The following is a 20,957-nucleotide window of genomic DNA, read 5'->3' as shown; positions in this document are numbered from 1 at the left end:
CGAATATGCGCGGTCATGCCATGTCGTCCTCGGCGCCCACCGCGGCCCGCAGTCGAAGGGCCGAGAACTGGAGCGCCGCCATGGCGTCGAACCCGACTGATGTGTCAAATTTCCTCGTCTCCGAGTCGCCGAGCCCCACGCTGGTGGTGGAATCGGAGGCGTCGTGCACGGCATGCCCACACAGCGCGGATTCCCACGACGAGCTCGGGATTCGGTTCTGTGCCGTGACCTCGGCGCGAAGCCTCGAACGCAAGTGCATCTGCGCCGGTGACCAGGTGAGTGGACAGCACTACTCCCGGTACTGAAGCAGACGCTCACCCATGGGCGCTCCGTTCGATTCGCCGACGGCTTTGTATGACGGCACTATTCTGATGCCACGTCATCCGTTCGAGTCGAAAGGACGCCCATGGCTGGTGTGCCGTTCCGGTCCCCGTCGACGGGGCGCAATATCCGCGCCGTGTTGTTCGATACCTTTGGCACCGTTGTCGATTGGCGCACCGGTATCGCCACCGCTGTTGCGGATTATGCGGCGCGTCATCAGCTCGAGGTGGACGCAGTTGCATTCGCCGACCGGTGGCGCGCCCGTTACCAGCCATCGATGGACGCGATCCTTTCCGGCGCCCGCGAGTTCGTGACTCTCGATATCTTGCACCGCGAGAACCTCGACTTCGTGCTCCGCGAATCGGGTATCGACCCCACGAATCACGATTCCGGAGAGCTCGACGAGCTCGCGCGCGCCTGGCATGTGCTCACCCCCTGGCCCGACAGCGTGCCAGGGCTCACGGCGATCAAAGCCGAGTACATCATCGGCCCGCTCTCGAACGGCAACACCTCACTTCTGCTCGACATGGCCAAGAACGCCGGAATCCCGTGGGACGTGATCATCGGCTCCGACATCAACCGGAAATACAAACCTGATCCCCAGGCTTACCTGCGGACAGCACAGGTTCTCGGTCTTCACCCGGGCGAAGTCATGCTCGCCGCCGCCCACAACGGCGACCTCGAAGCCGCTCACGCCACAGGACTGGCTACAGCCTTCATTCTCCGGCCCGTCGAACACGGACCGCACCAGACGGATGATCTCGCGCCAACAGGCAGTTGGGACATTTCAGCCACCGACATCACTGATCTCGCAGCGCAGCTCCGTGCGGGATCGACAGGGTTCAGGTGAGGCGGCGAACCTTCTCCACTGCCCGCGTGATGACTGCGTCGAACTCGACCTGGAATTGCTTGCCCTGACATTCGAGCACCGTGAATCCGGTCGCGCGTCCCACCTCGTGTCAGGTAATTCTTGACGCCAGGTCCCATCCCTGTCAGGCTATACCTGACAGAATTGGGAGGTAGTCATGGAACTGGTCGAACGCGCCGTCAGTGCGGAAATCGACGCCGCTGCTCGCGCGGTGATAACGGTTGCGGCCGCCGAAGCAAGCCGTCACGCCGACGAAATCATCGGCACCGGGCCGCTTCCCGGCACGGCGGAATGGGACGCCGAGCAGGGCACGGACATTCCCAACCAGCGAACCCTGGCCTGGCACCTGCTGAGTCTTCGTATACAGCTCGCTGCCGGCCTGGACGGCATCGAAACCGTTCTCGGCCTGCGCTTTCAGGGAGCGACGTGGGCGACCATCGGCAAGGCCGCCGGGATGACCCGCCAATCCGCGCACGAGCGATGGGGTTCGCGCACCACGGCCCTGCTCGACCCGATGGGGACCGGCCTGCCCAAGACCGTTGCCGACGACGATCCGAGCTGAGCCGGGACGTGGTGGAACTCGGGGGATAAAAGTGGCGCCCGCCGTCTGAGGGGTCGGTCAGTCCCGGTACTCCGGGGCCGGTGGTCCGGGTGCCGGGCCGAGCGACGACAGCCACCGCTCGTAGAGGGCCGTCCAGGTTCCGTCTGTGCGCAGTCGTTCCAGTGTGCCGTTGACGAACCGGACGAGGTCGTCGTTTCCGGGAGCGAGGCCGATGGCGTACTGGGCGGAATCTGTTTCGGGACCGACGATTTCGAGATTCGGATCCTGGGCGACGAGACCGGCGAGGAAGGCGGCGCCTGCGACCGCGTCGGCCTGCCGCTGCTGGATGGCCATGAGACAGTCGTCCCAGTCGGGGACCGCAAGGATCGTGGCTTTGGGGGCGATGCGCGACAGCGCCGACATCGACGCCGGGTCGTGATGCGTGCAGACCCGTCGCCGGGCAAGGTCGGCCGGACCGGAGATACCCGACCCGTCCCGCACCACGAGCCGGCGTGAGGCCTCGAGATACACCGTGGAGAACGTCAAGTCCTGGAGACCTTGACAGGGGAGGGCCACCGGACGCACGACCATGTCCGCGTCACGGTCGGCGAGCATCTCGGCGCCGTCATCGGTTCCGAGCGGCCGGAACTCGACCTTGGTGGGATCGCCGAGCAGATCACGTGCGACCTCCCGAGCGAGGTCGACACCGAATCCGGTGAGGGTGCCGGTCGTCGGGTCGCGGAAACTGAACAGGTTGGTGTTCTGATCGACCGCGACGACCACGGTGCCGCGGGCACGGATATCGCCGAGCGTGCCGCCGAAACTCGGAGTCCCCGGGCGGAGGCTGGCCGGTGCTGCGCATGCCGGCGTCTCTGTATCCGGTGGCGGCGTGTCGGACGGTGCGATGAGCTGGGCGCCGGCCGACAGGGGAAACTCCGTGAAGTCTCCGGAGAACCTCGGGGCGGGTGCGTCGGGGGCGCCGCAGCCGGCAATCAGGACAGCGCCGAACGCGAGGCACCCGAGCAGCCGGGTGGAGCGCGGTCGCCGTTCCGGGTGTGTTCGCACCATCAGTGGTACTCACTCACTCGGGGTTCGATCCCCGCGACGACGGCGAGCGCTGCGGAAACAGCGAGCACGATGCCACCCACGGCGAGCGCCGCCATCGTGCGGTACGACTCCCGCATCGCGTCGAGTTCCTCGGTGCGCAGGGCGGTGATGGCGTCTTCGAGCGATTCGTCGAGGGCCCGGAACTGGGCGGTCGATGCCGTCGCGCCCGGACCGACCGCGACGTCCGCCGCGCCCTGGTAGTCGCCGTCTGCGAGCTTCTGCTGCAGATCCCGGTGCGCGCTCCGCCATCCGTCGAACGCGGCGGACGCATCGGCGATCGTCGGCGCGATCACGGTGTTCCGCGACGCGTCCGAGTTCAGAATCGCGGAGAGTGCGTCCGTGTGCCGGGCATAGTCGCTCCCGGCCGGATCGAAACCCGGCCGGAGCAGTCCCAGTGTCTCGTCGGCGCGGGCCTGCTGGGCGAGGATCCTCGCCTTCGCGACCGCCGCGAGGGGTTCGGCGCCGTCGATCCGTGCGCGTTCGCTCGCCGACGTCGACAACAGCCCGGCGATCACGATCCACACGACGAGTGCGGCCAGCAGGACCGTCGCGCACGCCAGCCCGGGATTGACCCGGCGACGGCTTCGATGCGCCACGTATGCGTGTGCGACGGCGAGGACGACGACCCCGGCCGACGCGACCACAATAGCGGTGGCGGGCAACCGGGCGGTGTGGGATTGCGTGTCGGCGACGGCGCGGGCCTGGTCGTTGTAGAGGTGTTCGGCCAAGGGCAGGATGGTGTCCTGCATCAGAGCCGAAGCGGTTCCGAGATACGCCACCCCGACCGGATTTCCCGCGGAGTCGTTAGACCGTGCGGTCGCCACCAGGTCCGTGTACACGGCGACGTGCCGCGACATCTCGGTGAGCAGTCGCAACGATTCGACGTCGCCGGAGGTGACGCCGTACGACGCGGTGACGAGTGCGTTCGACGCGTCCCCGAGCGCCTGGTTGTACCGGTCGCGCACCGCCAGCGGCTCGATGGCACCCGCGATGAACGACGATGTCGCTGCCGCGTCGGCGATCGACAACGAGCTGAACAGGTTCTGCGCGGCGTCCGCCAGCGGTTCGGTGTGGGCGCGAAGGGTTTCCATGCGCTGCTGCCGCGCGGCGACCACGGCGGACGTCACGAGACCGGCCGTCAGCGCCACCGCGACGAGGACGACGGCGAGGAGGGACAGGCGTCCGGGCGTCGACGCGAGGAATTCGCGCCAGGGGCGCCGGCGGACCTCGGGCTCGACGAGAAGGGATTCGTTCAGGAGATGCTCGTCGGCCGTCGAAGTGTCACGATCTCCGCTGAATACGGCGCCGCGGTCCTGGTGGAACACCTTCTCCTCCTCATCCCTGCACTCAGTGTGCGCCGATCACGGTCGGAAAACACCGAAAGCATCGACCCGCGCGAGTAGCGGGCCTCGCCCGCGGGTATCTCCAGACTGGGCACGATCAGGCTGGAGGTCACGGCTCATGAAGACAGGCTCATGAAGAGAAGGGTGCGCGCGTTCAGCGTCGCGGCTGCGGTCGGAGCGGTGGTGCTCGGGGCCTGCGCGGCCCCTGCTCCGCAGGGCGACGATGCACAGGAGAAGGTTTTCTTTTTCTTGCCGAACACGACGACCACCCGATTCGTGGAGCGCGACGAACCCTTGTTCACCGACTTCCTGGAGCTGTTCGCGCCGGAGGCGACGGTCACGGTCCGCAATGCCGAGGGCGATCCGGCCCGCCAGCAGAGTCAGGTCGAGTCGGCGATCGCGGAGGGCGCGTCCGTGCTCGTGCTGATCTCCACGGACGCGAGGTTCTCGGGTGGAGCCTTGACCGCCGCCGCCGAGGGGGACGTTCCGGTCGTGCTCTACGACCATGACGCGGTCGGTGGACCGGCAGACGTTCAGGTGATCTTCGATCCACTCGAGGTCGGCCGACGGCAGGGTAGCCGCGCCGCGGATCTGATCGCCGCGATGCCCGGCGACGGGGTGAAGATTGCCCGGGTGGGGGGAAACCTCGGTGAATACGGGACCCGTCAATTCCGGCTCGGCCAGGACGAGTTTCTGCAGCCGCTCGCCGACAGCGGCAAGATCCGCGTGGTCTGCGAGACCGCGATCGACGACTGGGACCCGGCCGAAGGTCAGGCATTCGCCGAGGAATGCCTGGCCCGTGAGAACAACGACATCGCGCTGTTCGTCACCATGAACGACGACCTGGGAGGCGGAATCGTCGCGGCACTGGCAGGCCGCGGGCTCGCCGGGCGGATCCCGGTCACCGGCGGCCAGGACGCCAATCTCGCTGCGCTGCAATTGATCGCACAGGAAACCCTCGACAACACGATCTTCAAGAATCTGTCCGATCAGGCAAAGGTCGCGGCGCAGCTGACCACATCGATCCTGCACGGTGACGGCATTCCGGAGGAGATCGTCAACGGCACGATCGACAACCAGTACATGGCCGTGCCGACGGTGTTCCTGCCCGTGCAGAACATCACGAAGGACAACCTCGACGTCGTGGTCAACTCCGGCTTCTACACCTGGCAGCAGATCTGTGCACCGGACCCGGCATCCGCGGTGTGCGGCGACCACAGCTGAGCCGTCGACGGGGTTCAGCTCAGGGGTGCGATGACACCGCGGTCGCCGATCTCGGCGCGGACGTCGATCACCCGCCCGGCCAGCAACCAGGCCGAAGGTCCGCGGCGCCATTCGTCGCGGTACTCGCCGAGGCATTCGTACGTCGCGCCGGCGCGTTCTCCGAGGCCGACGTGAAACGCCCGGAAATAGGACCGAGTGCGCGCCGCGTCACCGTCGACGTCGACGCGGATGTTGCCGAGCAGGTGCTGGGTGGCACCGCAGACGTCGAGGTAGGAGCGGACGCGCGCGACCACGTCCACCGGCCCCGTCCGCCCATAGGCCACGACATCTTCGGTGAGTGTCGCCGCGAACCCCGGCCAGTCCTTCGTGTCGAGCAGGTCGGCCACGACGTGCAGGCGGTCGGTGATCTGGACGCGGTCGGGAACGGACTCGGGCATGGCTCGATCTTCCTCGGAGGACCGGCCGCGCCGGCCCTGGCATCCCGCTGATCGAGACTCGCGTCGGCGAAACACCGTCGGGCTGCGGGTGGGTGCCGAGGTGGTGTCGCATACGGTGGCAGTGGCTCGCCGAGCGGGCCGGATCGAGGAGGAATCGGTAATGAGTGCACGCACCCCCGAGGAGCGCATCCCCAGCCAGTGGGAGGAGATCACAGCAGCCGACCCGGGGCATTCGATGTGGTACGTCGAGCGGTTCCGTGCCATGGAGGCGCAGGGCAAGGACATTGTCGGGGAGGCGCGGCTGGTCGATGCGATGCTCGGCCGCGGCGGTCGGGTACTGGATGCGGGGTGCGGACTGGGCCGTCTCGGCGGCTACTTGCACGATGCCGGTCATGTCGTGGTGGGTGTCGATGTGGATCCGGTGCTCATCTCCGTGGCAGAGGAGGATCACCCCGGTCCGACGTGGCTGGTCGGTGATCTCGCGGAGTTGGATCTGCCGGCTCGGGGGGTGACAGCCGATTTCGAGGTCATCGTCTGTGCGGGCAACGTGATGACTTTCCTGGCGCCGTCGACCCGGGAGGCGGTGCTGACGGGATTCGCCGCTCATCTCGCCCCGACCGGCCGAGTGGTTGTGGGGTTCGGCGCCGACCGGGGCTACGAGTTCTCCCAATTCCTCGCGGACGCTCAGGCCGGCGGCCTGACGGCGGATCTGCTGTTCTCGACGTGGGATCTGCGCCCGTTCAGCGAGGATTCCGATTTTCTGGTGGCGGTGTTGTCGCGCGCGCACTGAACACCCCTTCTCGGAGTGCGAGGAGCACGGTGAGGGCAGCGGTTGCGTCGAGCAGGGCTCGGGAGCGGGCTGTGGTGGCCTGGTCGCGGGCAGCGAGCGCGGCGCCGATGTCACCCGATCCGGGTGTGTGCCCGAGTTGGGTCATGACCGCGTGGAGAGGTGCGATGCGGTAACCGGCCTTGCGTAGCTGATGCACGACGCGAGCGGCGCGGACCTGTGAAGGGGAGTATCGGCGCGCTCCCGTGGGTGTGTCCCGGTCCGGGACGACGAGTCCCTCTGCGTCCCAATGCCGCAACGTGGAGGGGCGGATGCCGAGGGCGGCGGCGAGTTCGCTCACGCTCATCCAGTCGGATGCCTGCACGTCGTCGACAGGCTCGGTCGAGATGGCCTCAGCGGCCTGCTTCGCCAGCGCGAGTTCGGTTCGTTCCGTGTGGAGTCGGGCGTGCGCGGCATCGAGGAGGGCGACCGTTGTCGCGGCCGGGCACGTGTGCACGCTGCGCACGATCCGTGTGGCTTCGACCGGGCCGACGCCGATGGCGAGTTCCCGATAGGCGAGCGCGGACTGCACATGCACGTCGGTGTAGATCCGGTATCCGGTGGCTGTGCGGGTTGCGGGAGGCAGCACCCCGTCGCGTTCGAGGTTGCGTACGTGCTGCACGGAACATCCGGCACGCCGGGCGACATCGACGGTCCGCAGATGACGCGATTGGAGACTTGTCACCGTATTTCTCCTACGTCTGCTCCTCGAGGTCTCCACAAGCACTTTAATGAAACGCTGGAAGCTATGACCATGGACGACATCATCGACTTCGTCGAAGGCCTCGGCGATGTTCTGACGCTCAGGCCTGCCCCCGGCGACGGTTCGCCGGAGATCAGCTGGGGTGACACCTTCTTCTACTACACACCGGATCGGATCGTTCCGGACAGGACCCAGCCCTTCGCCACCATCGTCACCAAGAACTACCCCGGCGACGAAAGCTCGGGTCTGGACCGCGCGGGTGCGTTCCGGGTGAACATCCATGCCGGGAAGGAGGCGTTCATCGAGGCAACCGGCCATGCACCGCGAGAGCAGGGCGTCGCCGACGTCGACGCCGGTGCGCGCGACACCGTCATCGCGCATCCCGTCTATGGCTCACTGGCCTGGCTGGCAGTCATCGACCCCGGCTCGCGCACAGGCGAAGTCACGCGGGCGTTGCTGTGCCGTGCGCACGCCCTGGCTCGCTCGCGCTACGAGCGACGAGCGGAATCCACTCCACGCTGAGGGGGGAAGGCATGCGAAAGCGAGGACGACGAATCCTGGCGCCGTCCTCGGTCAAGCGTCATCACATCTGGTAGATCTGGCTGCTGTTCCACCCGACGAGGAGTTCGTCGAGCGTCATGCTCTGGTCTCGGCGTTCTTGCCGTTGGTCGCGTTGTCGGTCGTGGCGGGGGCCGTCACCGTGGTCACCACGATCGCCGGGGATGGTGGGTGCGGCGACTGTCGCAACGGGGTGTTCGGCCGCTGTTGCGATGGTGGTAGCGGCGCCGAGGGGGATGACGGCGATCGCGGCGGCGACGGCGGCCGTGGCGAACCGGTTCCGCAGGGTGATTCGAGGGCGACGGTTCACTGCGCCCGACGGATTCGCCGCGCGCGAAGCCTGGGAGTGGGGAAGTGAGATGTGCATGTCGTAATGTCCTGTTCGAATGCGTGGGCCCAACGTCCACAGCTACTCGAATGGTGTCTGCGAGGGCCCGGAACGTTACACCCGACAGTCCAGGAATTTCGGTTCCACAGTGAAACCGTCCCGGAGTGGAGATGTTCTCCATGGATGGATTCCCGAGTCCGTACCAGCGCCACGGTGACCGCAGGCGGGCACCACGGCGCGTCAGCCGGGAACAGTTGGGGGATAGGAGAAGCAATGCTGTCCATCGAATCCGGCGGTGCTCGAATCGACTACACCGTGCACGGTGACGGCCGATCCTCGTCGAGCGTGATGTTGCCGGCGGGCTTCACAGCCCCCGCCACGTCGTGGCGGTATCCGATCCCGTCGCTGATCGAGGCCGGCCACCGCGTCATCGCTGTGGATCTGCCGGGTCACGGGACGGCTCCGGCCACGCCGCACGGAACGACGATGCAGACACGCGCCGGATTCGTGCACGCCCTCATCGAGGGGCTCGACCTGCAAGGTGTGGCATGTCGACACGTCCTTTGCGGACAGGATTCCCCCGACCGGCCACGGCACCCCGATCTGGAGACGCGGCATGCGGTTGGTCCGCCTGCTCGCCGCGATGGGCCGCGTCGACCGAACACTGTCGCCACCGGAACTCGCCCTGTTGAACGATCATGCGAAAATCGACTGGCGTCCGACGATCCGTTCGAGCGATCTTCCCGTGCTCTTCGTGGCCGGTTCCGACAGCGAGTTCTGGCCGTCAGCACACGCCGCAGCGGCTGCGGCACTCGCACCGAAGGGAGCGTCGACCGTCGTTCCGCGCGCGGGGCACGCGACGAACATGGAACGACCACATTCGTTCAACAAGGCGGTCGCCGAGTTTCTCGATTCCGCGTCCTGAGCCCCGAACCGACGCGAGCCCCGAACCGACGCGAGCCCCGAACCGACGCGAGCCCCGAACCGACGCGAGCCCCGAACCGACGCGAGCCCCGAACCGACGTGAGCGCCGGCGCAGTCGCCTCCGGTCAGTCGAGGGACTGCACGACGACCGTGCTGCCGCTTTCCGCGGCCTCACGCGCCGCTCCCAACACCGCGATGGTGCCGAGCGCGGTGCGGGCAGGCACCGGTTGTGTGCCGGTGCCGGCAACGGCGGCCGCGAATTCCGTGTAGTAGTCCTGATACGCACCCCGCTGCGACGGAACCGGTTCCGCGCCATCCGCTGTGTGGAGGACGCCCCACCGTTCCCGTCGTTCGTAACCCCACCCGGTGGGATCGTCGATGGGCCGCACCCCTGCGAAGAGAGCCTGCGCCTGCACATCCGTCCCGTCCGCCACATAGCTGCCCACGCTGCCGAACGCGCGTAGCCGCCGCCCCTCGAGGTGGTTGACCTTGCTCGACGAGACGCTCGAATAGACCCCGCTGCGGTGAGCGATGTTGACGACGAAGCCGGCGTCGGTGCGCCCCTCCGGCCGATCGACGTAATCGAGGTGGGCGTCGACCCTCTCTGCCGGCCCGAACAACCACAGCATCTGGTCGACGACGTGTGCGCCGATGTCTCGCAGCAACCCGCCGGCCGGGCCTGATTCGAGCGTGTCGGCACCGTCCAGGTCGAAATGGGATTCGACACGCCAGATGTCGCCGAGTCGCGGCAACACCGACTTCAGGGTACGGATGTCGGCGTCGTATCGACGGTTGTGATAGACGCTGAGCAGCACGCCGGCGTCATCGGCGGCTGCTACCAGCTCGCGGGCCGTCTCGAGATCCGGCGCGAAAGGCTTGTCCGCGACCACGTGCACGCCACGCCCGAGTGCTTCGAGCACGAGTTCGCGTCGCGTCTGCGGTGGGGTGGTGATCGTGACGGCATCGACGCCGGAGTCGATGAGTTCGCCGAGGCTCGAGAACACCGGCACTCCGGGGAAGTCGGCGGCGGCCTGGGCGACACGGGAGTCGGATCGGGTCACGATGCCGCCCAGCGTGATTCCCTCTGCCGCGTCGACGAACGGTGCATGGAAGTAGCGGCCGCCCAGCCCGTACCCGACAATTCCGATATTCGTACTCATGCCTAAATTATATGTTAAGACATTCGAACATATGTCCGGTGTCGGCAGGGCAGGCAGTCGCGGTGTCGAGGGTCGAGAACCGCGCAGTGCCGTGCCAAGATGAGGTGGCACGATCCGTTTCAGGGAGGCGTCGAAGTGTCGGAGCGATCAGGACCCCTCGCCGATCCGTTCAGTGGTCGGCAGCCAACCAGCCACGAACGCATGACGGGACGGCCCTGGGATGCGTCGTATCACGAGGGGCCGGCGCCGTGGGATGTCGGCCGGCCGCAGCCGGCGGTCGTGCGGGTGGCATCCGAAGGCGGCTTCGCCGGAGCGGTGCTCGATGCGGGATGCGGCACCGGCGAGAACGCGCTTCACGTCGCCTCCCTGGGATTGCAGGTTGTGGGCGTCGACGTGGCTGAGACGGCACTGGCGATTGCCAGGGAGAAGGCCGACGACCGTCGGATCGAGGTCGAGTTCGCGCTGGCCGACGCGTTCCAGTTGGACGGAATGGGGCGCCGGTTCGACACCGTGCTGGACTGCGGACTGTTCCACACGTTCGACGCCGCCGAGCGACCACGCTACGTGGCGAGCGTGGCGTCGGTGACCGAACACGGCGGAATCGTCTATGTGTTGTGCTTCAGCGACGCTGGTCCCCATACCGGCCCGCACCCCGTCAGCCGGGAGGAGTTGCGAGCGGCGTTCGACCCCGGCGACGGATGGAAGGTCGCCGCCATCGAACCGGATCGGATCGAGACGAGATTCCACGACAACGGCGCACCGGCCTGGTTCGCGACCATCGAGCGGATCCACCCGGTGGGCGGGCCGGCCCGGTGAAAGTTCGGCATTGCGTTCTTGCGTGCCGTCATTCGGCGTTGCCGGTCGGGAAGTAGACCGACCCGTCGCTACCGACGCAGCCGCCCTGGACGGGGCCGGGACCGAAGTACGCGCCGTTGACCTGCCCGGCGCCACCGGAGGAATTCGAGCCGACTCCGGCTCCCGCGACGCCGACTGCCCCGCAGGTGTAGCTGTTCGAGTCGCCCGGATCGCTCTCGACCTGAACCTGTGTGCCCGGCGTTGTGGGATCCCCGTGCAGGTTCGGCGCCGCGGCCGCGACACCGGGTGTTGCGAAGACGGCGAGCGCGGCTGCCGCCGCGAGCGCCGACCGCACTGCGAATGTGTTCATACGATGTCACCCTCGATTCGTCTCATGGTAGGGACCCAATTATCGTCCGCTCCATCCTGAAATCCCACCCCGGAAGTGTGCCCCGCGAATCGGCCGGCGGTCCCCTGACGCTGCCGTCCTTGACATGAAGTGGACTCGAGGTTTCACGATGGTCGCAGATGTCACAGGAGACAAGGAGTCTGCGATGAACGGCACCAGGACGGCGCTGATCACAGGAGGATCTGCAGGGCTGGGACGGGTGAGCGCAGTCGCGCTCGCGGAGCGCGGCTGGGAGGTGATCGTCACCGGCAGGCGGGTCGAACCCCTCGATCGGGTTGCCGCGCGGGCACACAGCATCACCGCGCTCCCCGGTGACGTGACCGATCCGGGGCATCGCGAGAGTATCGCCGTCGAGATCGCGGCGCGGGGGCGACTGGACCTGTTGCTCAACAACGCCAGCGCGCTCGGACCCAGCCCGATGCCCGCCCTCGCCCGGTATCCGGAGGACGCATTGGCGCAGGTCTTCGCGACCGATGTGCTCGCCCCGCTCGCATTGATCGCCGCGTTGCTCGAGCACGTGCGGGACGCGGGCGGGACCGTGATCAACATTTCGTCGGATGCCGCGGTCGCGGCGTACGCGGGCTGGGGCGGTTACGGAGCCGCGAAAGCGGCGCTCGACCAAGCGACCGCGGTGCTGGCGGTGGAGGAACCCGGCCTTGCGGTGTATGCATTCGATCCCGGCGACATGCGCACCGAGATGCACCAGGCGGCGTTTCCCGGCGAGGACATCTCGGATCGGCCCGATCCGGAGACCGTGGTGCCTCCACTGCTGCATTTGCTCGACACCAGCCCACCCAGCGGCCGGTACCGTGCGGCGGACTTCGCGGTCGCAGCGAACACGGGGGTGTCGTCGTGACCCGCGCACGCATCCCCTCCGCGGCCGAGTTCCGGTTCGTGCTGCCTCAGCGATTGGAGGCGAGTGGCCCACCGGAGAGCCGGGGGCTGCTGCGCGACTCGGTGCGAATGCTGGTGTCCGATCGGGGCAGGGTGGAACACAGCAGATTTCACGACCTGCCGCGTTTCCTGCGGCCGGGCGACGTGGTGGTGGTGAACGCGTCGTCGACACTGGCGGCGGCGGTGGACGGGACCGTCGACGCGGTCGGACCTGTGGTCGTGCACTTCTCGACCGATCTCGAGGACGGAGACTGGGCGGTCGAGGTGCGAGCGCCGGGACCGGTCTCCGGCGCCCTCGATACGATTGCGGCGGGAACGCGGATCATTCTGCCGCGCGGTGTCGTTGCGACGCTCGTGAAACCCTGGCCTCTCGGGTCGACCAGGTTGTGGCGGGCCTCGATCGACGGCGTCGCGGACGTAGCCGCGGAACTGCTCGCCACCTCGGGCCGTCCGATCACCTACGCGTACGTCCACGAACGCTGGCCCCTGTCCTCGTACCAGACGATCTTCGGTCGCACCGGTGGAAGCGCCGAGATGGCCAGCGCCGCTAGGCCGTTCACTCATCCGATGGTTACCGACCTCGCGACCTCGGGGGTGGTGGTGGCACCGATCCTGTTGCACACGGGGGTCTCCTCGCCGGAGCGAGGGGAGCCGCCGATCCCGGAGCGGTTCGAGGTGCCGGAGCAGACGGCGCGGCTGGTCAACGACCGGCGTGCCGCCGGAGGCCGCGTCATCGCGGTCGGAACCACCGTGACCAGGGCCCTCGAGACCGAGGCCACTTCGGGCGGCATGGCGGTGGCGGGCGCCGGCTGGACGGACCTGGTGCTGAGTGCGGGTAGGCCGACCCTGGTCGTGGACGGCCTGATCACGGGCTGGCACGCACCGGGGGCGTCACACCTGATGCTGCTCGAATCGGTGGTGGGGGAGAAGGCCGTCCGTCGTGCCTACGACGAGGCGCTCGCACGTGGCTACCTGTGGCACGAGTTCGGAGACAGTGCATTGTTGCTGCGACGGTGACGACGCGATCGAGGTTCTCGACAGCGGCGCTGTGGACGAGTTGACTGAGGTTGGTGATCGCGAAAACGGAACGGATCACAGAGGACGGGACGTCGTCATGAACATGGGAAAGAAGATCCGGCACAAGGTCGAAACCGCCGAAGGCGCCGCCAAGAAGGCTGTCGGCAGGGCCACGGGGAATGCCCACCTCGAAGCCGAGGGGAGCAAGGAGCAGGCCAAGGGCAATGCCAAGCAGATGGGAGACAAGGTCAAGGATGCGGGCAAGAAGATCAAGAACGCCCTCAAGCATTGATCGAACCGCGGAGAGCCCGGACTATTCGTTCGACAGCAGCGGCCCCAGCGGTCCGAGATCGATGTTCAGGTCCTCGGGGGTGAGATCGAAATGCTCACGCAACTCGGCCATTCGCTCCTCGAGTAGCATGAGTGTCGTGCCGATGCGTTCGATCTGCTCGTCGCTGAGATCGCCGTGCTCGACTCGGCGTATCGCCTGCCGTTCCATCAGTTGGCGCAGTAGTTCGACGATCGTCAGGACCAGGGTGACCAGGCCCTTCTCGACGGATTCGGGGTCGGCGTCGATTCGCTGCGGCAGAACCCGGCGACCGATGTCGGTCGGTGCATCCGAATCGACGGGCTCGGGCTCAGTCATCGGTGGGCTCCGGCCCGACCGGGTCGGGGACGAGTGCGCTGACCGAAGCGATGAGTGTGCGCAGTGAGATTCGGACCATGTCGACGTCGGCGAGCGACAGGGTGATCTCACCGGTGATGACGACGCCGCCGCCGAGCACCCGATCGAGCAGATCGACGAGCGCGATGCGGCGAGTGTCGTCCGCGGGGACCATCTCGCTCATGTGCTCACCCGTCGATCCCGGCGAAGGAGTACGGCGGCCACGGTCCGGTCAGGTCCAGTGTGATGCCGGGGCGTGCGGTGTCGAGTGCCGAAACGAGCGCAGCGAAGTCGTCGACCCGCTCGTCGTCGACGAGGTAGGTGCCGTTGAAGATCATCCAGGCCCGTTTCCCGGTCAGCACCGGATCGGTGACCTGCCGTCGAACCCCGTCGACGGCATGGCCCAGGAGGGCGGAGTGAATCTCGTCCGCGTGGCCGGCCGCCCGGCGTTCGACGTCTTGCTGTGCGCTCAACTCCGCACGGCGACGCAGTAGGTACGCGGTCCCCTTGCCTGCCGCACCCGTCGCGGCGGGATCCTCCTTCACGTTCTGCGCCAGGGCCTTCGCGTCTCCGTACGCTTTGACACCCCACTCGCTTCGTCCGGTCACCCGACGCAGCGTTGCGCCGAACTCGTCCTGTCTTTCGTCGAGGAGGAGGCGAACGCGATCGTCGTCGAGGTAGAGGGTTGCCAGTCGCAACGGAACGGTGGGACCGCAGCGCAACACGGCAGCCACCACCGCGTCGTGTGCTCTCGCGGTTGCCGCAAGCCAGTCGAGGTCCTCGAGGTTGCGCTGCAGCGGTTCCTGCCCGAATTCGCTCAGGCTCACCGTTCCCACCACCGCGACGAGACCAGCCGACGACACAGCGCGGACCGGCTCGCCTGCCACGCCGGTGACTCCGGCGAGTTGTGCGTCGCCGATCCTGTCGGTGGTGATGCTGTACAGCCAGACACCCTCATCCGCGGTCATCGCGGGGCTTCCGACGTTTCCCCTCGACCTCGACCGTGTCGGCGGCCTGGACGGCAGGGCGGACCGACCTGTCGGACTCGAGTTCGGCGATCCGCTCCCGCAGCTTCCGGTTCTCGAGTTCGACGTCGCTGTTCTTGCCGGTCAGCCAGGGGTCGTGCTCCCACCAATCGATGCCCACCTCCTTCGCGGTCTCCAGAGAGGCGATCACCAGGCGCACCTTGATGGTCAGCAGTTCGATATCGAGCAGGTTGACTTGGATGTCTCCGGCGATCACGAGCCCCTTGTCGAGCACCCGCTCGAGAATCTCGCCGAGGTTCGTCGACTGATGCCCGCCGCCCATTCCGCCGCCCGAGCTCTGCGGAAGGTTGCTCGCACCGCCGCCGGTGATGGTCATGACGACGCGCTCCCACTGTCACCGACACCGCGAATATAGCGGCGGGTTCTGCGGTAGGACAACAGCTCTCCGTCCAGATCCAACACCACCTCGTACATCGCGAGCATGTCCGTCGACGACGGGATTCGCCGATCCTCGACTACCTCCACCTCCACCGTCCAGCCGTCGTCGGTCGGCATGACCGATGTCGCACCCAGCGGTTTCTTGCCGGTCAACTGCGCAATGTCATGCGTTGCGATCTCGGCGATCTCGGGTGCCGGCAACGGAGGTGGCTGCTCTTCTGCCATCGCAGGTCACTCCTTCTCCGTACCGGAGGGCGGCCGTGCCGTCCCGGTCATCCGGTCGAGGATGGCCTGCTGGGCCTGCTCTTCCTCCTCGGCGGAAATCTCGCCTGCCGCGCGCGCGTCCTCCAGTTCCTCGAGAGCACGCCGCGCACTCGCGGGATTGTGGGCTTCCTCCTCGACCTGTCGCTGAATCAACTCGGCCAGCGAGATCACCCCACGAACGGGGGCGAGTGGCAGCGTGGCAATGAACGACAGCAGACCCATCGGTCAGCCCTCCGGCTTCTGCGTCACCACGAAGTCGTAGGCGGCGAGCGGTCCGAGCAGGCGCATGTCGACCCGGCCGTCCCACTGCTCGGCCAGCTCTCCCACTGCCTTCTCGAGTTCTTCCTGCCGCGCGACTTCGACGAGGGCGGCTACTTGCGCGGCCTCCTCCTCATGCGTCGGTTCCCGGACGTTGACCGAATCGGACAGCGACTCGAGTGCCTCGACCACCTTCTGGGTGTCTTCGTCGCGTTTGGCTTCGATGGCGTTACTCACGATCTCGCCGAGGGCCATGCGGGCGTCGCGGGTGGTCTCCTCGGGCTGATCGCGGATCGCGCCGAGCAGTTTGCTCGCCTGCTCGTTCTCTTCGATTATTTCCTCGAGGATCGCCTGCTCGACGTATCGCCCCTTCACCACGTACTGTGCTCGGCCTTCGAGTTCCTTCAACGCCGCGGCGAACTCGTCGGCGTGTGCTGCGAGCAACTCTTCCTCGACGGCCCCTTCATCAGTCATGACCGCCCCGAAACGAAGCGGTAACACCGGGGCCACACGCGACGTGCCGTCCAGCACGTGCGCATGGGTTCGGAGGTCCTCGGGCTTGCCGAGCGGCCTGTCCACCGAGATCTCGCTCACGAGCGCTGCGATGTCGCCGTGCTTGACGATGCTGACCGGTCCGTCACACACGCCGACAGCGTCCTCTTCGGCTTGAACGTCGGCGGGCACGATGCCGTACACGTAGACACCGCTGGTGCGCGGCTCCTCAGCTGAGTCGGTGTTCTCATTCGACGTAGACATCACTTGTCACCTCGTGTGGACTTGCGCGAAACGCGTTCGCGCTCAGGTTCTTCCTTTCCGCCGCCGAGGATGTCGCCGAGTTTCTCACCGGCGGACTCGAGCGCGCCCTTGGTCTTCGATTTGGCGCCTCCCTCGGTGACGTCCCCGACCAGATCCGTCAGGCCTTTCGACTCGCCACTGCCGATCTCGAGCCGGTTCACGGCCTCCGCGAACCGCAGGTACGTGTCGACACTGGCGACCACGACGCGTGCGTCGATCGTCAGCAGTTCGATGCCGACCAGCGAGACGCGCACGTAGGCGTCGATGACCAGGCCCTTGTCGAGGATGGTGTCGATGACGTCGGCGAGGCTACTCGAGCTGGGACCACCGCTGACTCCGCCGCCGCCTCCCCCCGCCGGTTGAATCGACGTCATCGCCGTGCTCCTTGTCGCGAGCTCGAGGTCTTCGTAGCCGTTGCCTTGCGTGGGCGACCTCGCTGTTTCGGGGCCTGGTCCACAGCGGCGGCCGCGGTCTTGCGTGGGCGACCGCGGCGTCTCGGCGGCGGGGGTGCTTCCTCTTCCTCTTCCTCTTCGTCTTCACCCTCGCCCTCGTCAGCCTCGTCTTCCTCTGCCTCGGGCTCCTCGTCCTCGTACTCGTCTGTTTCGGCGGGCTCCTCGGTCTCGTCCTCTTCGCCCTCGTCCGGCTGGGTTTCGTCCTGTTCGTCTTCCGTTTCCGCCTCGTCCTCTTCGGGCTCGACCACCTGACCGTCCCGGATCTCTCCGCGCCAGCCCTCGACGTCGTCGGGATGGAGGATCGACTGTGTCATGACGTGGCGTGCAAAGTGTTTCAATTCCAGCCGTGCTCGGCGTCCCTGCGCACGCCAGAGGTTTCCCGTCTTCTCGAACAACCCCTTCGGGTGATACTCGAGAATCAGAACGATGCGGGTGAGATCCGGGGTCACCTCGTGGAACGTCACCGCACCGTCGATGAACCCCTTGGCGCCCTTCGAGCGCCACACGATCCGCTCGTCGGGAACCTGCTCGAGGATCGTCGCTTCCCAGGTTCGGTGCGACAGGAAGATCTGCGCCTTCCACTCGAGCTTTTCGTCCGATTCCTGCTCGACCCGTTCGACCTTCTTCATGAACGACGGAAAGTCGGCGAATTGGGTCCATTGGTTGTAGGCCAGCTGAACCGGGACCCCGACATCGATCGTTTCGACGATGTTGGTCAACTTCAGCTTCTTGCCTTTTCCGCTACCGCCACCGCCACCGCCGGTGACCGCGTCCTTGAGGTCGGACGCCTTGTCCTTGACCGTCTGCTTGGCGCCCTCCCACCAGCCGCCACCGGTGTCGGACTCGTCCGGTGACTCATCGTCATCTGACTCATCGTCATCCGTTTTCTCGGAACCGGTGAGGGCGGCGAGCAGCCCTCCTTCGCCGCCGTTCTCGGCGTACTCGGTGAGCCGCCCGGAGGTGTTCGCCACCTTGTCCGAGACCGAGGACAGTGCCTTCTCGGCGACCGTGCCGACCAGTCTCTGCATTGCTTCCTGCAGCACGCTCGACGATCCGTCCCCGTCACCCGGTGCGGCCTCTCGTAGTTTCTTCGCGGCGCTCGTCATCGCCATCACCTCCGTGCCCGTCGGACGGGCGCTGAATCAGTGGTGGCTTTGGCCCGCGTCTTGCGGCCGCGCGTGGGAGCTTCTTCGTCATCCTCGTCGGATTTCGCGGTCCGCGACCTGCCTGCCGGCCGGGAGCTACCGCTGCTGGAAGTCCGTCGACGCGCGGCGGGGCGCTTGCGAGGGGCGGGTTCCTCCTCGGCGGCTTCTTCCTCCTCGGGCTCCTCGTACTCGTCGTCCTCTTCGGCGTACTGTTCGTCGGGCTGTTCGTCCTGCTCTTCGTCGACTTCGGACTCGTCGTACTCGTCGTCCTGCGACCGGCCGCGTCGTTTACGGCCGAGTCTTCCGACCCTGCTGAGCTTGCCTACGGAGTTGCCGACACCGCTCACCGTGTCGTCCACGGTGTCGCCCACGTCGCCGACGGCTTCTCCGCCGCTCGACAGGAGCCGGTTGTTGAGAGAATTGATGCGCTGGCTTGCGGCCGTGACCGCTGCGGCCTTTGCCGCGTTGAGCAGCTCCTCGCGTACCGAGTCGCTGATCTTGGCGAACTCGGGGGAGCTCGCGAGCATTTTCGTCCCGCGTTCCAGTAAGTCGCGTGGCCCGCCGGGGAAGCGTCCGGTCGCACCCGCGGCCGCGAGCATCAGTGCCATTTTCATTCGGTGTGTACGGCCCAGCATGTATCCCGCACCGACGGCCAATGCCACCTGACCTTTGGTTTTCATCGTCGAACCCCTTTACCGAGTAGTCACCGGCGCACCGCTTGCCAACTTCGGCAATGTGTCGCAGAACCGTCCTCGGAAATGTGTCGCACAACCGTGCGCGGTAAGGGGCGCCGCTTGTGGACTACCCCAGCCGCGAGACACTCAACCAGCAGCAGAAGACTTGGTTCGAGCAACTTCCCGCGGCAGCGCATGTACGCGGGCTGTGTCGGGAGTGCGATCGAGTACCGAAAAGCGAAAGCAACTGAGCGGCAACCCTGTTCGCGGTCAAACTCTAAATTCAGGCTTCACTGCGCAGTGGCGCGCACCGCCGCGACGACGAGCGCCAGCAGGAGGACCACGAGAACCGGCGCGAGCAGGACCTCGAGGGTCAGGATGAGAACAAGGGCGACCTTGGCCTTGCCGCTCAACCCGGACACCAGCGCTTTGATCGCGGCCACACCGGATTCTTACCCGTCAGGGCGGCCCGAATGCCTGCGATTCCGGCTTTCATCCACGCTCGCTTTGCGCGGTCGCGTCGACGAGCGTGTCCATCCATTCGGGGATATTCTGCCGCAATTTCTGGGTGACCGTGTCACGCGGCCGCGCACCGCGTCCACGAGCCGGTAAACGTGCTCTTTCGGTCATTCGGCGACGGACTCGACCGCCCGCGACAACAGGCCGCGGAGGTTGCTCTCGTGGCTGCCGGTCGCCTGAGTGGGAGCCGTCGCCGTCGTGGATGATCGAGCTGTCGACGACGTGGTGGTTGCCGTCAGATTGTCACTGTTCCTGGTCTTGCTGCGGGAGGAAGTGGCTCCGCGGTCAGCGGGCCAGGGTCCTCCGGCCGCGTGTCGTCACTTGTGCCCCTATACCCGCGATCACCCGCGCGACCATTCTTGAACGAGAGCGGATTGCGGCACTATTACTCTCCGACGCCGCGTTCGTCGAGCGGGTTGGTGCGGGTGACGCGGAGCGGGTCGGACGAGGTGAACGGGAAGTTCGGCAGAGGGATGTCCTCGGATCCCACGACCTCGATGTGATGCGGGTACGCGCGGGGGATGAAAGACACATCACCCTCCTCGAGATGCCAGGTGTCGAGGGAGCCGTCCGGGTCCATGAACGTCATCCGCGCTGATCCGCGGCGCACGTACCCCATCTCTGCGGTGATCGGGTGCCAGTGCGGTTCGCGCATTCCGTCCTCGCGGATCCGCAGCGAGTACATCGACAGATCCTTCAGCGCCGACCAGAACTGGACGCGTGCCAGGTGGGCGGATCCGCAGCGCCCAGACCGAAGTCCTCAGGCCGCTCGCTCCGGAATGCGATGATGAACTCCGCGACGTCGGCGCCGACATTCTCGATGTGGTGCAGAGATCCGGAATCGATGTGGAACATCTCCCCGGCGCCGATCGTGAAGGTGGAGAATGTGCTGCCGGTATCGAGAACGGAAACCAGGGATGTTCCGGACACGCAATAGGTGAGTTCGTTGGCGTTCGCGTGCCAATGGGGGTGCGCATGGCACCGGGATTGATCAGCACGCGTTTGATCGACATGCCTTTCAGGATCGGGAACGTGTCCGCTGTTATCCGGGTGATCGAGCCGAGGTCGGATTGCTCGACGATCTCGCCACCGGTGAGCGAGGTGCTGTGGCTGCTGCGTCGCGTGCTCATGGAATTGCCTTCCGTGTCGGTGGTGGGAAGCAGTTCGCACATACAGGGTTCCGAGCAGGATTGTTCCGGTGAAGTCGAAGGAGCGGGTGGGCATCGGGGTTACGATGCACAAGGAGATCTGCCCAGCCGATACCCGCTCATAGGCGGTATCGAACTCAGCCGCAGAGGCGGTGTGCC

The 20,957-nt window shown here is 66.5% G+C and carries 31 protein-coding genes and 1 pseudogene; 11 read left to right on the top strand and 21 right to left on the bottom strand.

Annotation, left to right across the window (positions count from 1 at the left end; translation table 11 throughout):
* Nucleotides 1-13: 13 nt before the first annotated feature.
* Nucleotides 14-211: a hypothetical protein gene (locus PSR88_RS01090; protein ID WP_237723923.1), complete on the bottom strand. Its 198-nt coding sequence runs from the start codon at nt 209-211 to the stop codon at nt 14-16.
* Between PSR88_RS01090 and PSR88_RS01085 the strand changes: the two genes are divergently transcribed.
* From PSR88_RS01085 to PSR88_RS01075, 3 genes are all read left to right on the top strand, one after another.
* A complete protein-coding gene (locus PSR88_RS01085; RefSeq protein ID WP_237735074.1) occupies nt 144-305 on the top strand; it encodes an RGCVC family protein in 162 nt (53 codons plus the stop codon). The genes PSR88_RS01090 and PSR88_RS01085 overlap by 68 nt on opposite strands.
* Nucleotides 306-406: 101 nt before the next feature.
* Nucleotides 407-1,171, top strand: a complete 765-nt coding sequence (locus PSR88_RS01080; protein ID WP_016881178.1) for a haloacid dehalogenase type II — start codon at nt 407-409, stop codon at nt 1,169-1,171.
* Between the two features lie 175 nt (nt 1,172-1,346).
* Nucleotides 1,347-1,751, top strand: a complete 405-nt coding sequence (locus PSR88_RS01075) for a hypothetical protein (RefSeq protein ID WP_016881180.1) — start codon at nt 1,347-1,349, stop codon at nt 1,749-1,751.
* 57 nt (nt 1,752-1,808) lie between these two features.
* On the opposite strand, the gene PSR88_RS01070 is transcribed toward PSR88_RS01075, so the two are convergent.
* Nucleotides 1,809-2,798, bottom strand: coding sequence for a glutamate ABC transporter substrate-binding protein (locus PSR88_RS01070; protein WP_016881181.1), 990 nt, complete (start codon nt 2,796-2,798; stop codon nt 1,809-1,811).
* Nucleotides 2,798-4,162: a hypothetical protein gene (locus PSR88_RS01065; RefSeq protein WP_016881182.1), complete on the bottom strand. Its 1,365-nt coding sequence runs from the start codon at nt 4,160-4,162 to the stop codon at nt 2,798-2,800. The genes PSR88_RS01070 and PSR88_RS01065 overlap by 1 nt, the downstream gene beginning before the upstream one ends.
* A 150-nt stretch (nt 4,163-4,312) precedes the next feature.
* On the opposite strand from PSR88_RS01065, the gene PSR88_RS01060 reads away from it, so the two are divergent.
* The gene (locus PSR88_RS01060; RefSeq protein WP_016881183.1) at nt 4,313-5,404 is read left to right on the top strand and encodes a sugar ABC transporter substrate-binding protein; all 1,092 of its coding nucleotides are present in this window, start codon (nt 4,313-4,315) and stop codon (nt 5,402-5,404) included.
* A 14-nt stretch (nt 5,405-5,418) separates the two neighbouring features.
* Here PSR88_RS01060 and PSR88_RS01055 read toward each other — a convergent pair whose 3' ends face one another.
* Entirely contained in the window at nt 5,419-5,841 is a 423-nt protein-coding gene (locus PSR88_RS01055) for a nuclear transport factor 2 family protein (RefSeq protein WP_016881184.1), read from the bottom strand.
* Nucleotides 5,842-6,001: 160 nt separating this feature from the next.
* Between PSR88_RS01055 and PSR88_RS01050 the strand changes: the two genes are divergently transcribed.
* Nucleotides 6,002-6,631 carry a class I SAM-dependent methyltransferase gene (locus PSR88_RS01050; protein WP_029538510.1) on the top strand — a complete coding sequence of 210 codons (630 nt, stop codon included), beginning with the start codon at nt 6,002-6,004 and terminating at the stop codon, nt 6,629-6,631.
* Here the strand turns inward: PSR88_RS01050 and PSR88_RS01045 are convergent.
* A complete protein-coding gene (locus PSR88_RS01045) occupies nt 6,582-7,352 on the bottom strand; it encodes a MerR family transcriptional regulator (RefSeq protein ID WP_029538512.1) in 771 nt (256 codons plus the stop codon). The genes PSR88_RS01050 and PSR88_RS01045 overlap by 50 nt on opposite strands.
* Nucleotides 7,353-7,415: 63 nt before the next feature.
* Between PSR88_RS01045 and PSR88_RS01040 the strand changes: the two genes are divergently transcribed.
* A complete protein-coding gene (locus tag PSR88_RS01040) occupies nt 7,416-7,892 on the top strand; it encodes a DUF6194 family protein (RefSeq protein WP_016881187.1) in 477 nt (158 codons plus the stop codon).
* 61 nt (nt 7,893-7,953) lie between these two features.
* On the opposite strand, the gene PSR88_RS01035 is transcribed toward PSR88_RS01040, so the two are convergent.
* Together PSR88_RS01035 and PSR88_RS01030 are read right to left on the bottom strand one after the other, a co-directional pair.
* Complete coding sequence (locus tag PSR88_RS01035; protein WP_009472773.1) at nt 7,954-8,295, bottom strand: hypothetical protein; 342 nt, start codon at nt 8,293-8,295, stop codon at nt 7,954-7,956.
* A gap of 269 nt (nt 8,296-8,564) precedes the next feature.
* Nucleotides 8,565-8,687, bottom strand: coding sequence for a hypothetical protein (locus tag PSR88_RS01030; RefSeq protein WP_016881188.1), 123 nt, complete (start codon nt 8,685-8,687; stop codon nt 8,565-8,567).
* A 185-nt stretch (nt 8,688-8,872) separates the two neighbouring features.
* Here PSR88_RS01030 and PSR88_RS01025 point away from each other — a divergent pair, with 185 nt between their 5' ends.
* Complete coding sequence (locus tag PSR88_RS01025) at nt 8,873-9,181, top strand: alpha/beta fold hydrolase (RefSeq protein WP_011593518.1); 309 nt, start codon at nt 8,873-8,875, stop codon at nt 9,179-9,181.
* Nucleotides 9,182-9,305: 124 nt separating this feature from the next.
* On the opposite strand, the gene PSR88_RS01020 is transcribed toward PSR88_RS01025, so the two are convergent.
* Nucleotides 9,306-10,340 carry a Gfo/Idh/MocA family oxidoreductase gene (locus PSR88_RS01020; RefSeq protein ID WP_009472771.1) on the bottom strand — a complete coding sequence of 345 codons (1,035 nt, stop codon included), beginning with the start codon at nt 10,338-10,340 and terminating at the stop codon, nt 9,306-9,308.
* 201 nt (nt 10,341-10,541) lie between these two features.
* Here PSR88_RS01020 and PSR88_RS01015 point away from each other — a divergent pair, with 201 nt between their 5' ends.
* On the top strand, nt 10,542-11,156 hold the full coding sequence (locus PSR88_RS01015; RefSeq protein WP_016881190.1) for a methyltransferase domain-containing protein: 615 nt from the start codon (nt 10,542-10,544) through the stop codon (nt 11,154-11,156).
* A 28-nt stretch (nt 11,157-11,184) separates the two neighbouring features.
* Here the strand turns inward: PSR88_RS01015 and PSR88_RS01010 are convergent, their stop codons facing one another.
* A complete protein-coding gene (locus PSR88_RS01010) occupies nt 11,185-11,505 on the bottom strand; it encodes a hypothetical protein (protein ID WP_009472769.1) in 321 nt (106 codons plus the stop codon).
* Nucleotides 11,506-11,689: 184 nt separating this feature from the next.
* Here PSR88_RS01010 and PSR88_RS01005 point away from each other — a divergent pair, with 184 nt between their 5' ends.
* The 3 genes from PSR88_RS01005 (at nt 11,690) to PSR88_RS00995 (ending at nt 13,747) form a co-directional block, all read left to right on the top strand.
* Complete coding sequence (locus PSR88_RS01005) at nt 11,690-12,400, top strand: SDR family NAD(P)-dependent oxidoreductase (RefSeq protein WP_016881191.1); 711 nt, start codon at nt 11,690-11,692, stop codon at nt 12,398-12,400.
* Nucleotides 12,397-13,455: an S-adenosylmethionine:tRNA ribosyltransferase-isomerase gene (locus PSR88_RS01000; protein ID WP_016881192.1), complete on the top strand. Its 1,059-nt coding sequence runs from the start codon at nt 12,397-12,399 to the stop codon at nt 13,453-13,455. The genes PSR88_RS01005 and PSR88_RS01000 overlap by 4 nt, the downstream gene beginning before the upstream one ends.
* Nucleotides 13,456-13,552: 97 nt before the next feature.
* Nucleotides 13,553-13,747, top strand: coding sequence for a CsbD family protein (locus tag PSR88_RS00995; RefSeq protein ID WP_029538518.1), 195 nt, complete (start codon nt 13,553-13,555; stop codon nt 13,745-13,747).
* A gap of 21 nt (nt 13,748-13,768) precedes the next feature.
* Here the strand turns inward: PSR88_RS00995 and PSR88_RS00990 are convergent, their stop codons facing one another.
* The 12 genes and pseudogenes from PSR88_RS00990 to PSR88_RS00935 all read right to left on the bottom strand — a co-directional run bounded on the left by PSR88_RS00990 (nt 13,769) and on the right by PSR88_RS00935 (nt 20,822).
* Nucleotides 13,769-14,101, bottom strand: a complete 333-nt coding sequence (locus PSR88_RS00990) for a gas vesicle protein K (RefSeq protein WP_009472765.1) — start codon at nt 14,099-14,101, stop codon at nt 13,769-13,771.
* The gene (locus PSR88_RS00985; protein WP_011593512.1) at nt 14,094-14,303 is read right to left on the bottom strand and encodes a gas vesicle protein; all 210 of its coding nucleotides are present in this window, start codon (nt 14,301-14,303) and stop codon (nt 14,094-14,096) included. The genes PSR88_RS00990 and PSR88_RS00985 overlap by 8 nt, the downstream gene beginning before the upstream one ends.
* A gap of 4 nt (nt 14,304-14,307) precedes the next feature.
* On the bottom strand, nt 14,308-15,087 hold the full coding sequence (locus PSR88_RS00980) for a GvpL/GvpF family gas vesicle protein (protein ID WP_011593511.1): 780 nt from the start codon (nt 15,085-15,087) through the stop codon (nt 14,308-14,310).
* The gene (locus tag PSR88_RS00975; RefSeq protein ID WP_009472762.1) at nt 15,074-15,481 is read right to left on the bottom strand and encodes a gas vesicle protein; all 408 of its coding nucleotides are present in this window, start codon (nt 15,479-15,481) and stop codon (nt 15,074-15,076) included. The genes PSR88_RS00980 and PSR88_RS00975 overlap by 14 nt, the downstream gene beginning before the upstream one ends.
* Nucleotides 15,478-15,768: a gas vesicle protein gene (locus PSR88_RS00970; protein ID WP_009472761.1), complete on the bottom strand. Its 291-nt coding sequence runs from the start codon at nt 15,766-15,768 to the stop codon at nt 15,478-15,480. Before PSR88_RS00970 ends, PSR88_RS00975 begins: the two co-directional genes overlap by 4 nt.
* A gap of 6 nt (nt 15,769-15,774) precedes the next feature.
* Complete coding sequence (locus PSR88_RS00965) at nt 15,775-16,029, bottom strand: gas vesicle protein GvpG (RefSeq protein ID WP_009472760.1); 255 nt, start codon at nt 16,027-16,029, stop codon at nt 15,775-15,777.
* A gap of 3 nt (nt 16,030-16,032) precedes the next feature.
* Nucleotides 16,033-16,821 carry a GvpL/GvpF family gas vesicle protein gene (locus PSR88_RS00960; RefSeq protein ID WP_011593509.1) on the bottom strand — a complete coding sequence of 263 codons (789 nt, stop codon included), beginning with the start codon at nt 16,819-16,821 and terminating at the stop codon, nt 16,033-16,035.
* Nucleotides 16,821-17,234, bottom strand: coding sequence for a gas vesicle protein GvpJ (gene gvpJ / locus PSR88_RS00955; RefSeq protein ID WP_016881193.1), 414 nt, complete (start codon nt 17,232-17,234; stop codon nt 16,821-16,823). The genes PSR88_RS00960 and gvpJ overlap by 1 nt, the downstream gene beginning before the upstream one ends.
* A complete protein-coding gene (locus PSR88_RS00950) occupies nt 17,231-18,418 on the bottom strand; it encodes an SRPBCC family protein (RefSeq protein ID WP_342338026.1) in 1,188 nt (395 codons plus the stop codon). Before PSR88_RS00950 ends, gvpJ begins: the two co-directional genes overlap by 4 nt.
* Nucleotides 18,419-18,423: 5 nt before the next feature.
* On the bottom strand, nt 18,424-19,137 hold the full coding sequence (locus PSR88_RS00945; RefSeq protein ID WP_342338025.1) for a hypothetical protein: 714 nt from the start codon (nt 19,135-19,137) through the stop codon (nt 18,424-18,426).
* 284 nt (nt 19,138-19,421) lie between these two features.
* On the bottom strand, nt 19,422-19,574 hold the full coding sequence (locus tag PSR88_RS00940; RefSeq protein ID WP_009472754.1) for a hypothetical protein: 153 nt from the start codon (nt 19,572-19,574) through the stop codon (nt 19,422-19,424).
* 461 nt (nt 19,575-20,035) lie between these two features.
* A pseudogene (locus PSR88_RS00935) lies at nt 20,036-20,822 on the bottom strand (cupin domain-containing protein).
* Nucleotides 20,823-20,957 lie beyond the last annotated feature (135 nt).

This window comes from Rhodococcus sp. DK176, from assembly GCF_038447315.2.
Taxonomy (GTDB): domain Bacteria; phylum Actinomycetota; class Actinomycetes; order Mycobacteriales; family Mycobacteriaceae; genus Rhodococcus_F; species Rhodococcus_F jostii_A.
The sequence above is the reverse complement of the archived record's forward strand: the minus strand, read 5'-3'. Positions and strand labels throughout refer to the sequence as shown.

Bases quoted from the DNA above. Each gene is read 5' to 3' on its own strand.
- PSR88_RS01005 (WP_016881191.1), top strand. From the start codon at position 11,690: ATGAACGGCACCAGGACGGCGCTGATCACAGGAGGATCTGCAGGGCTG.
- PSR88_RS01025 (WP_011593518.1), top strand. From the start codon at position 8,873: ATGCGGTTGGTCCGCCTGCTCGCCGCGATGGGCCGCGTCGACCGAACA.
- gvpJ (WP_016881193.1), bottom strand. From the start codon at position 17,234: ATGACGTCGATTCAACCGGCGGGGGGAGGCGGCGGCGGAGTCAGCGGT.
- PSR88_RS00975 (WP_009472762.1), bottom strand. From the start codon at position 15,481: ATGACCATCACCGGCGGCGGTGCGAGCAACCTTCCGCAGAGCTCGGGC.
- PSR88_RS00990 (WP_009472765.1), bottom strand. From the start codon at position 14,101: ATGACTGAGCCCGAGCCCGTCGATTCGGATGCACCGACCGACATCGGT.
- PSR88_RS01040 (WP_016881187.1), top strand. From the start codon at position 7,416: ATGACCATGGACGACATCATCGACTTCGTCGAAGGCCTCGGCGATGTT.
- PSR88_RS01015 (WP_016881190.1), top strand. From the start codon at position 10,542: ATGACGGGACGGCCCTGGGATGCGTCGTATCACGAGGGGCCGGCGCCG.
- PSR88_RS01080 (WP_016881178.1), top strand. From the start codon at position 407: ATGGCTGGTGTGCCGTTCCGGTCCCCGTCGACGGGGCGCAATATCCGC.
- PSR88_RS01030 (WP_016881188.1), bottom strand. From the start codon at position 8,687: ATGACGCGGTGGCCGGCCTCGATCAGCGACGGGATCGGATACCGCCAC.
- PSR88_RS00970 (WP_009472761.1), bottom strand. From the start codon at position 15,768: ATGGCAGAAGAGCAGCCACCTCCGTTGCCGGCACCCGAGATCGCCGAG.
- PSR88_RS01075 (WP_016881180.1), top strand. From the start codon at position 1,347: ATGGAACTGGTCGAACGCGCCGTCAGTGCGGAAATCGACGCCGCTGCT.
- PSR88_RS00960 (WP_011593509.1), bottom strand. From the start codon at position 16,821: ATGTCTACGTCGAATGAGAACACCGACTCAGCTGAGGAGCCGCGCACC.
- PSR88_RS01060 (WP_016881183.1), top strand. From the start codon at position 4,313: ATGAAGAGAAGGGTGCGCGCGTTCAGCGTCGCGGCTGCGGTCGGAGCG.
- PSR88_RS00950 (WP_342338026.1), bottom strand. From the start codon at position 18,418: ATGACGAGCGCCGCGAAGAAACTACGAGAGGCCGCACCGGGTGACGGG.
- PSR88_RS00965 (WP_009472760.1), bottom strand. From the start codon at position 16,029: ATGGGTCTGCTGTCGTTCATTGCCACGCTGCCACTCGCCCCCGTTCGT.
- PSR88_RS01050 (WP_029538510.1), top strand. From the start codon at position 6,002: ATGAGTGCACGCACCCCCGAGGAGCGCATCCCCAGCCAGTGGGAGGAG.
- PSR88_RS01055 (WP_016881184.1), bottom strand. From the start codon at position 5,841: ATGCCCGAGTCCGTTCCCGACCGCGTCCAGATCACCGACCGCCTGCAC.
- PSR88_RS00945 (WP_342338025.1), bottom strand. From the start codon at position 19,137: ATGAAAACCAAAGGTCAGGTGGCATTGGCCGTCGGTGCGGGATACATG.
- PSR88_RS01070 (WP_016881181.1), bottom strand. From the start codon at position 2,798: ATGGTGCGAACACACCCGGAACGGCGACCGCGCTCCACCCGGCTGCTC.
- PSR88_RS01035 (WP_009472773.1), bottom strand. From the start codon at position 8,295: ATGCACATCTCACTTCCCCACTCCCAGGCTTCGCGCGCGGCGAATCCG.
- PSR88_RS00995 (WP_029538518.1), top strand. From the start codon at position 13,553: ATGAACATGGGAAAGAAGATCCGGCACAAGGTCGAAACCGCCGAAGGC.
- PSR88_RS00985 (WP_011593512.1), bottom strand. From the start codon at position 14,303: ATGAGCGAGATGGTCCCCGCGGACGACACTCGCCGCATCGCGCTCGTC.
- PSR88_RS00980 (WP_011593511.1), bottom strand. From the start codon at position 15,087: ATGACCGCGGATGAGGGTGTCTGGCTGTACAGCATCACCACCGACAGG.
- PSR88_RS01010 (WP_009472769.1), bottom strand. From the start codon at position 11,505: ATGAACACATTCGCAGTGCGGTCGGCGCTCGCGGCGGCAGCCGCGCTC.
- PSR88_RS01020 (WP_009472771.1), bottom strand. From the start codon at position 10,340: ATGAGTACGAATATCGGAATTGTCGGGTACGGGCTGGGCGGCCGCTAC.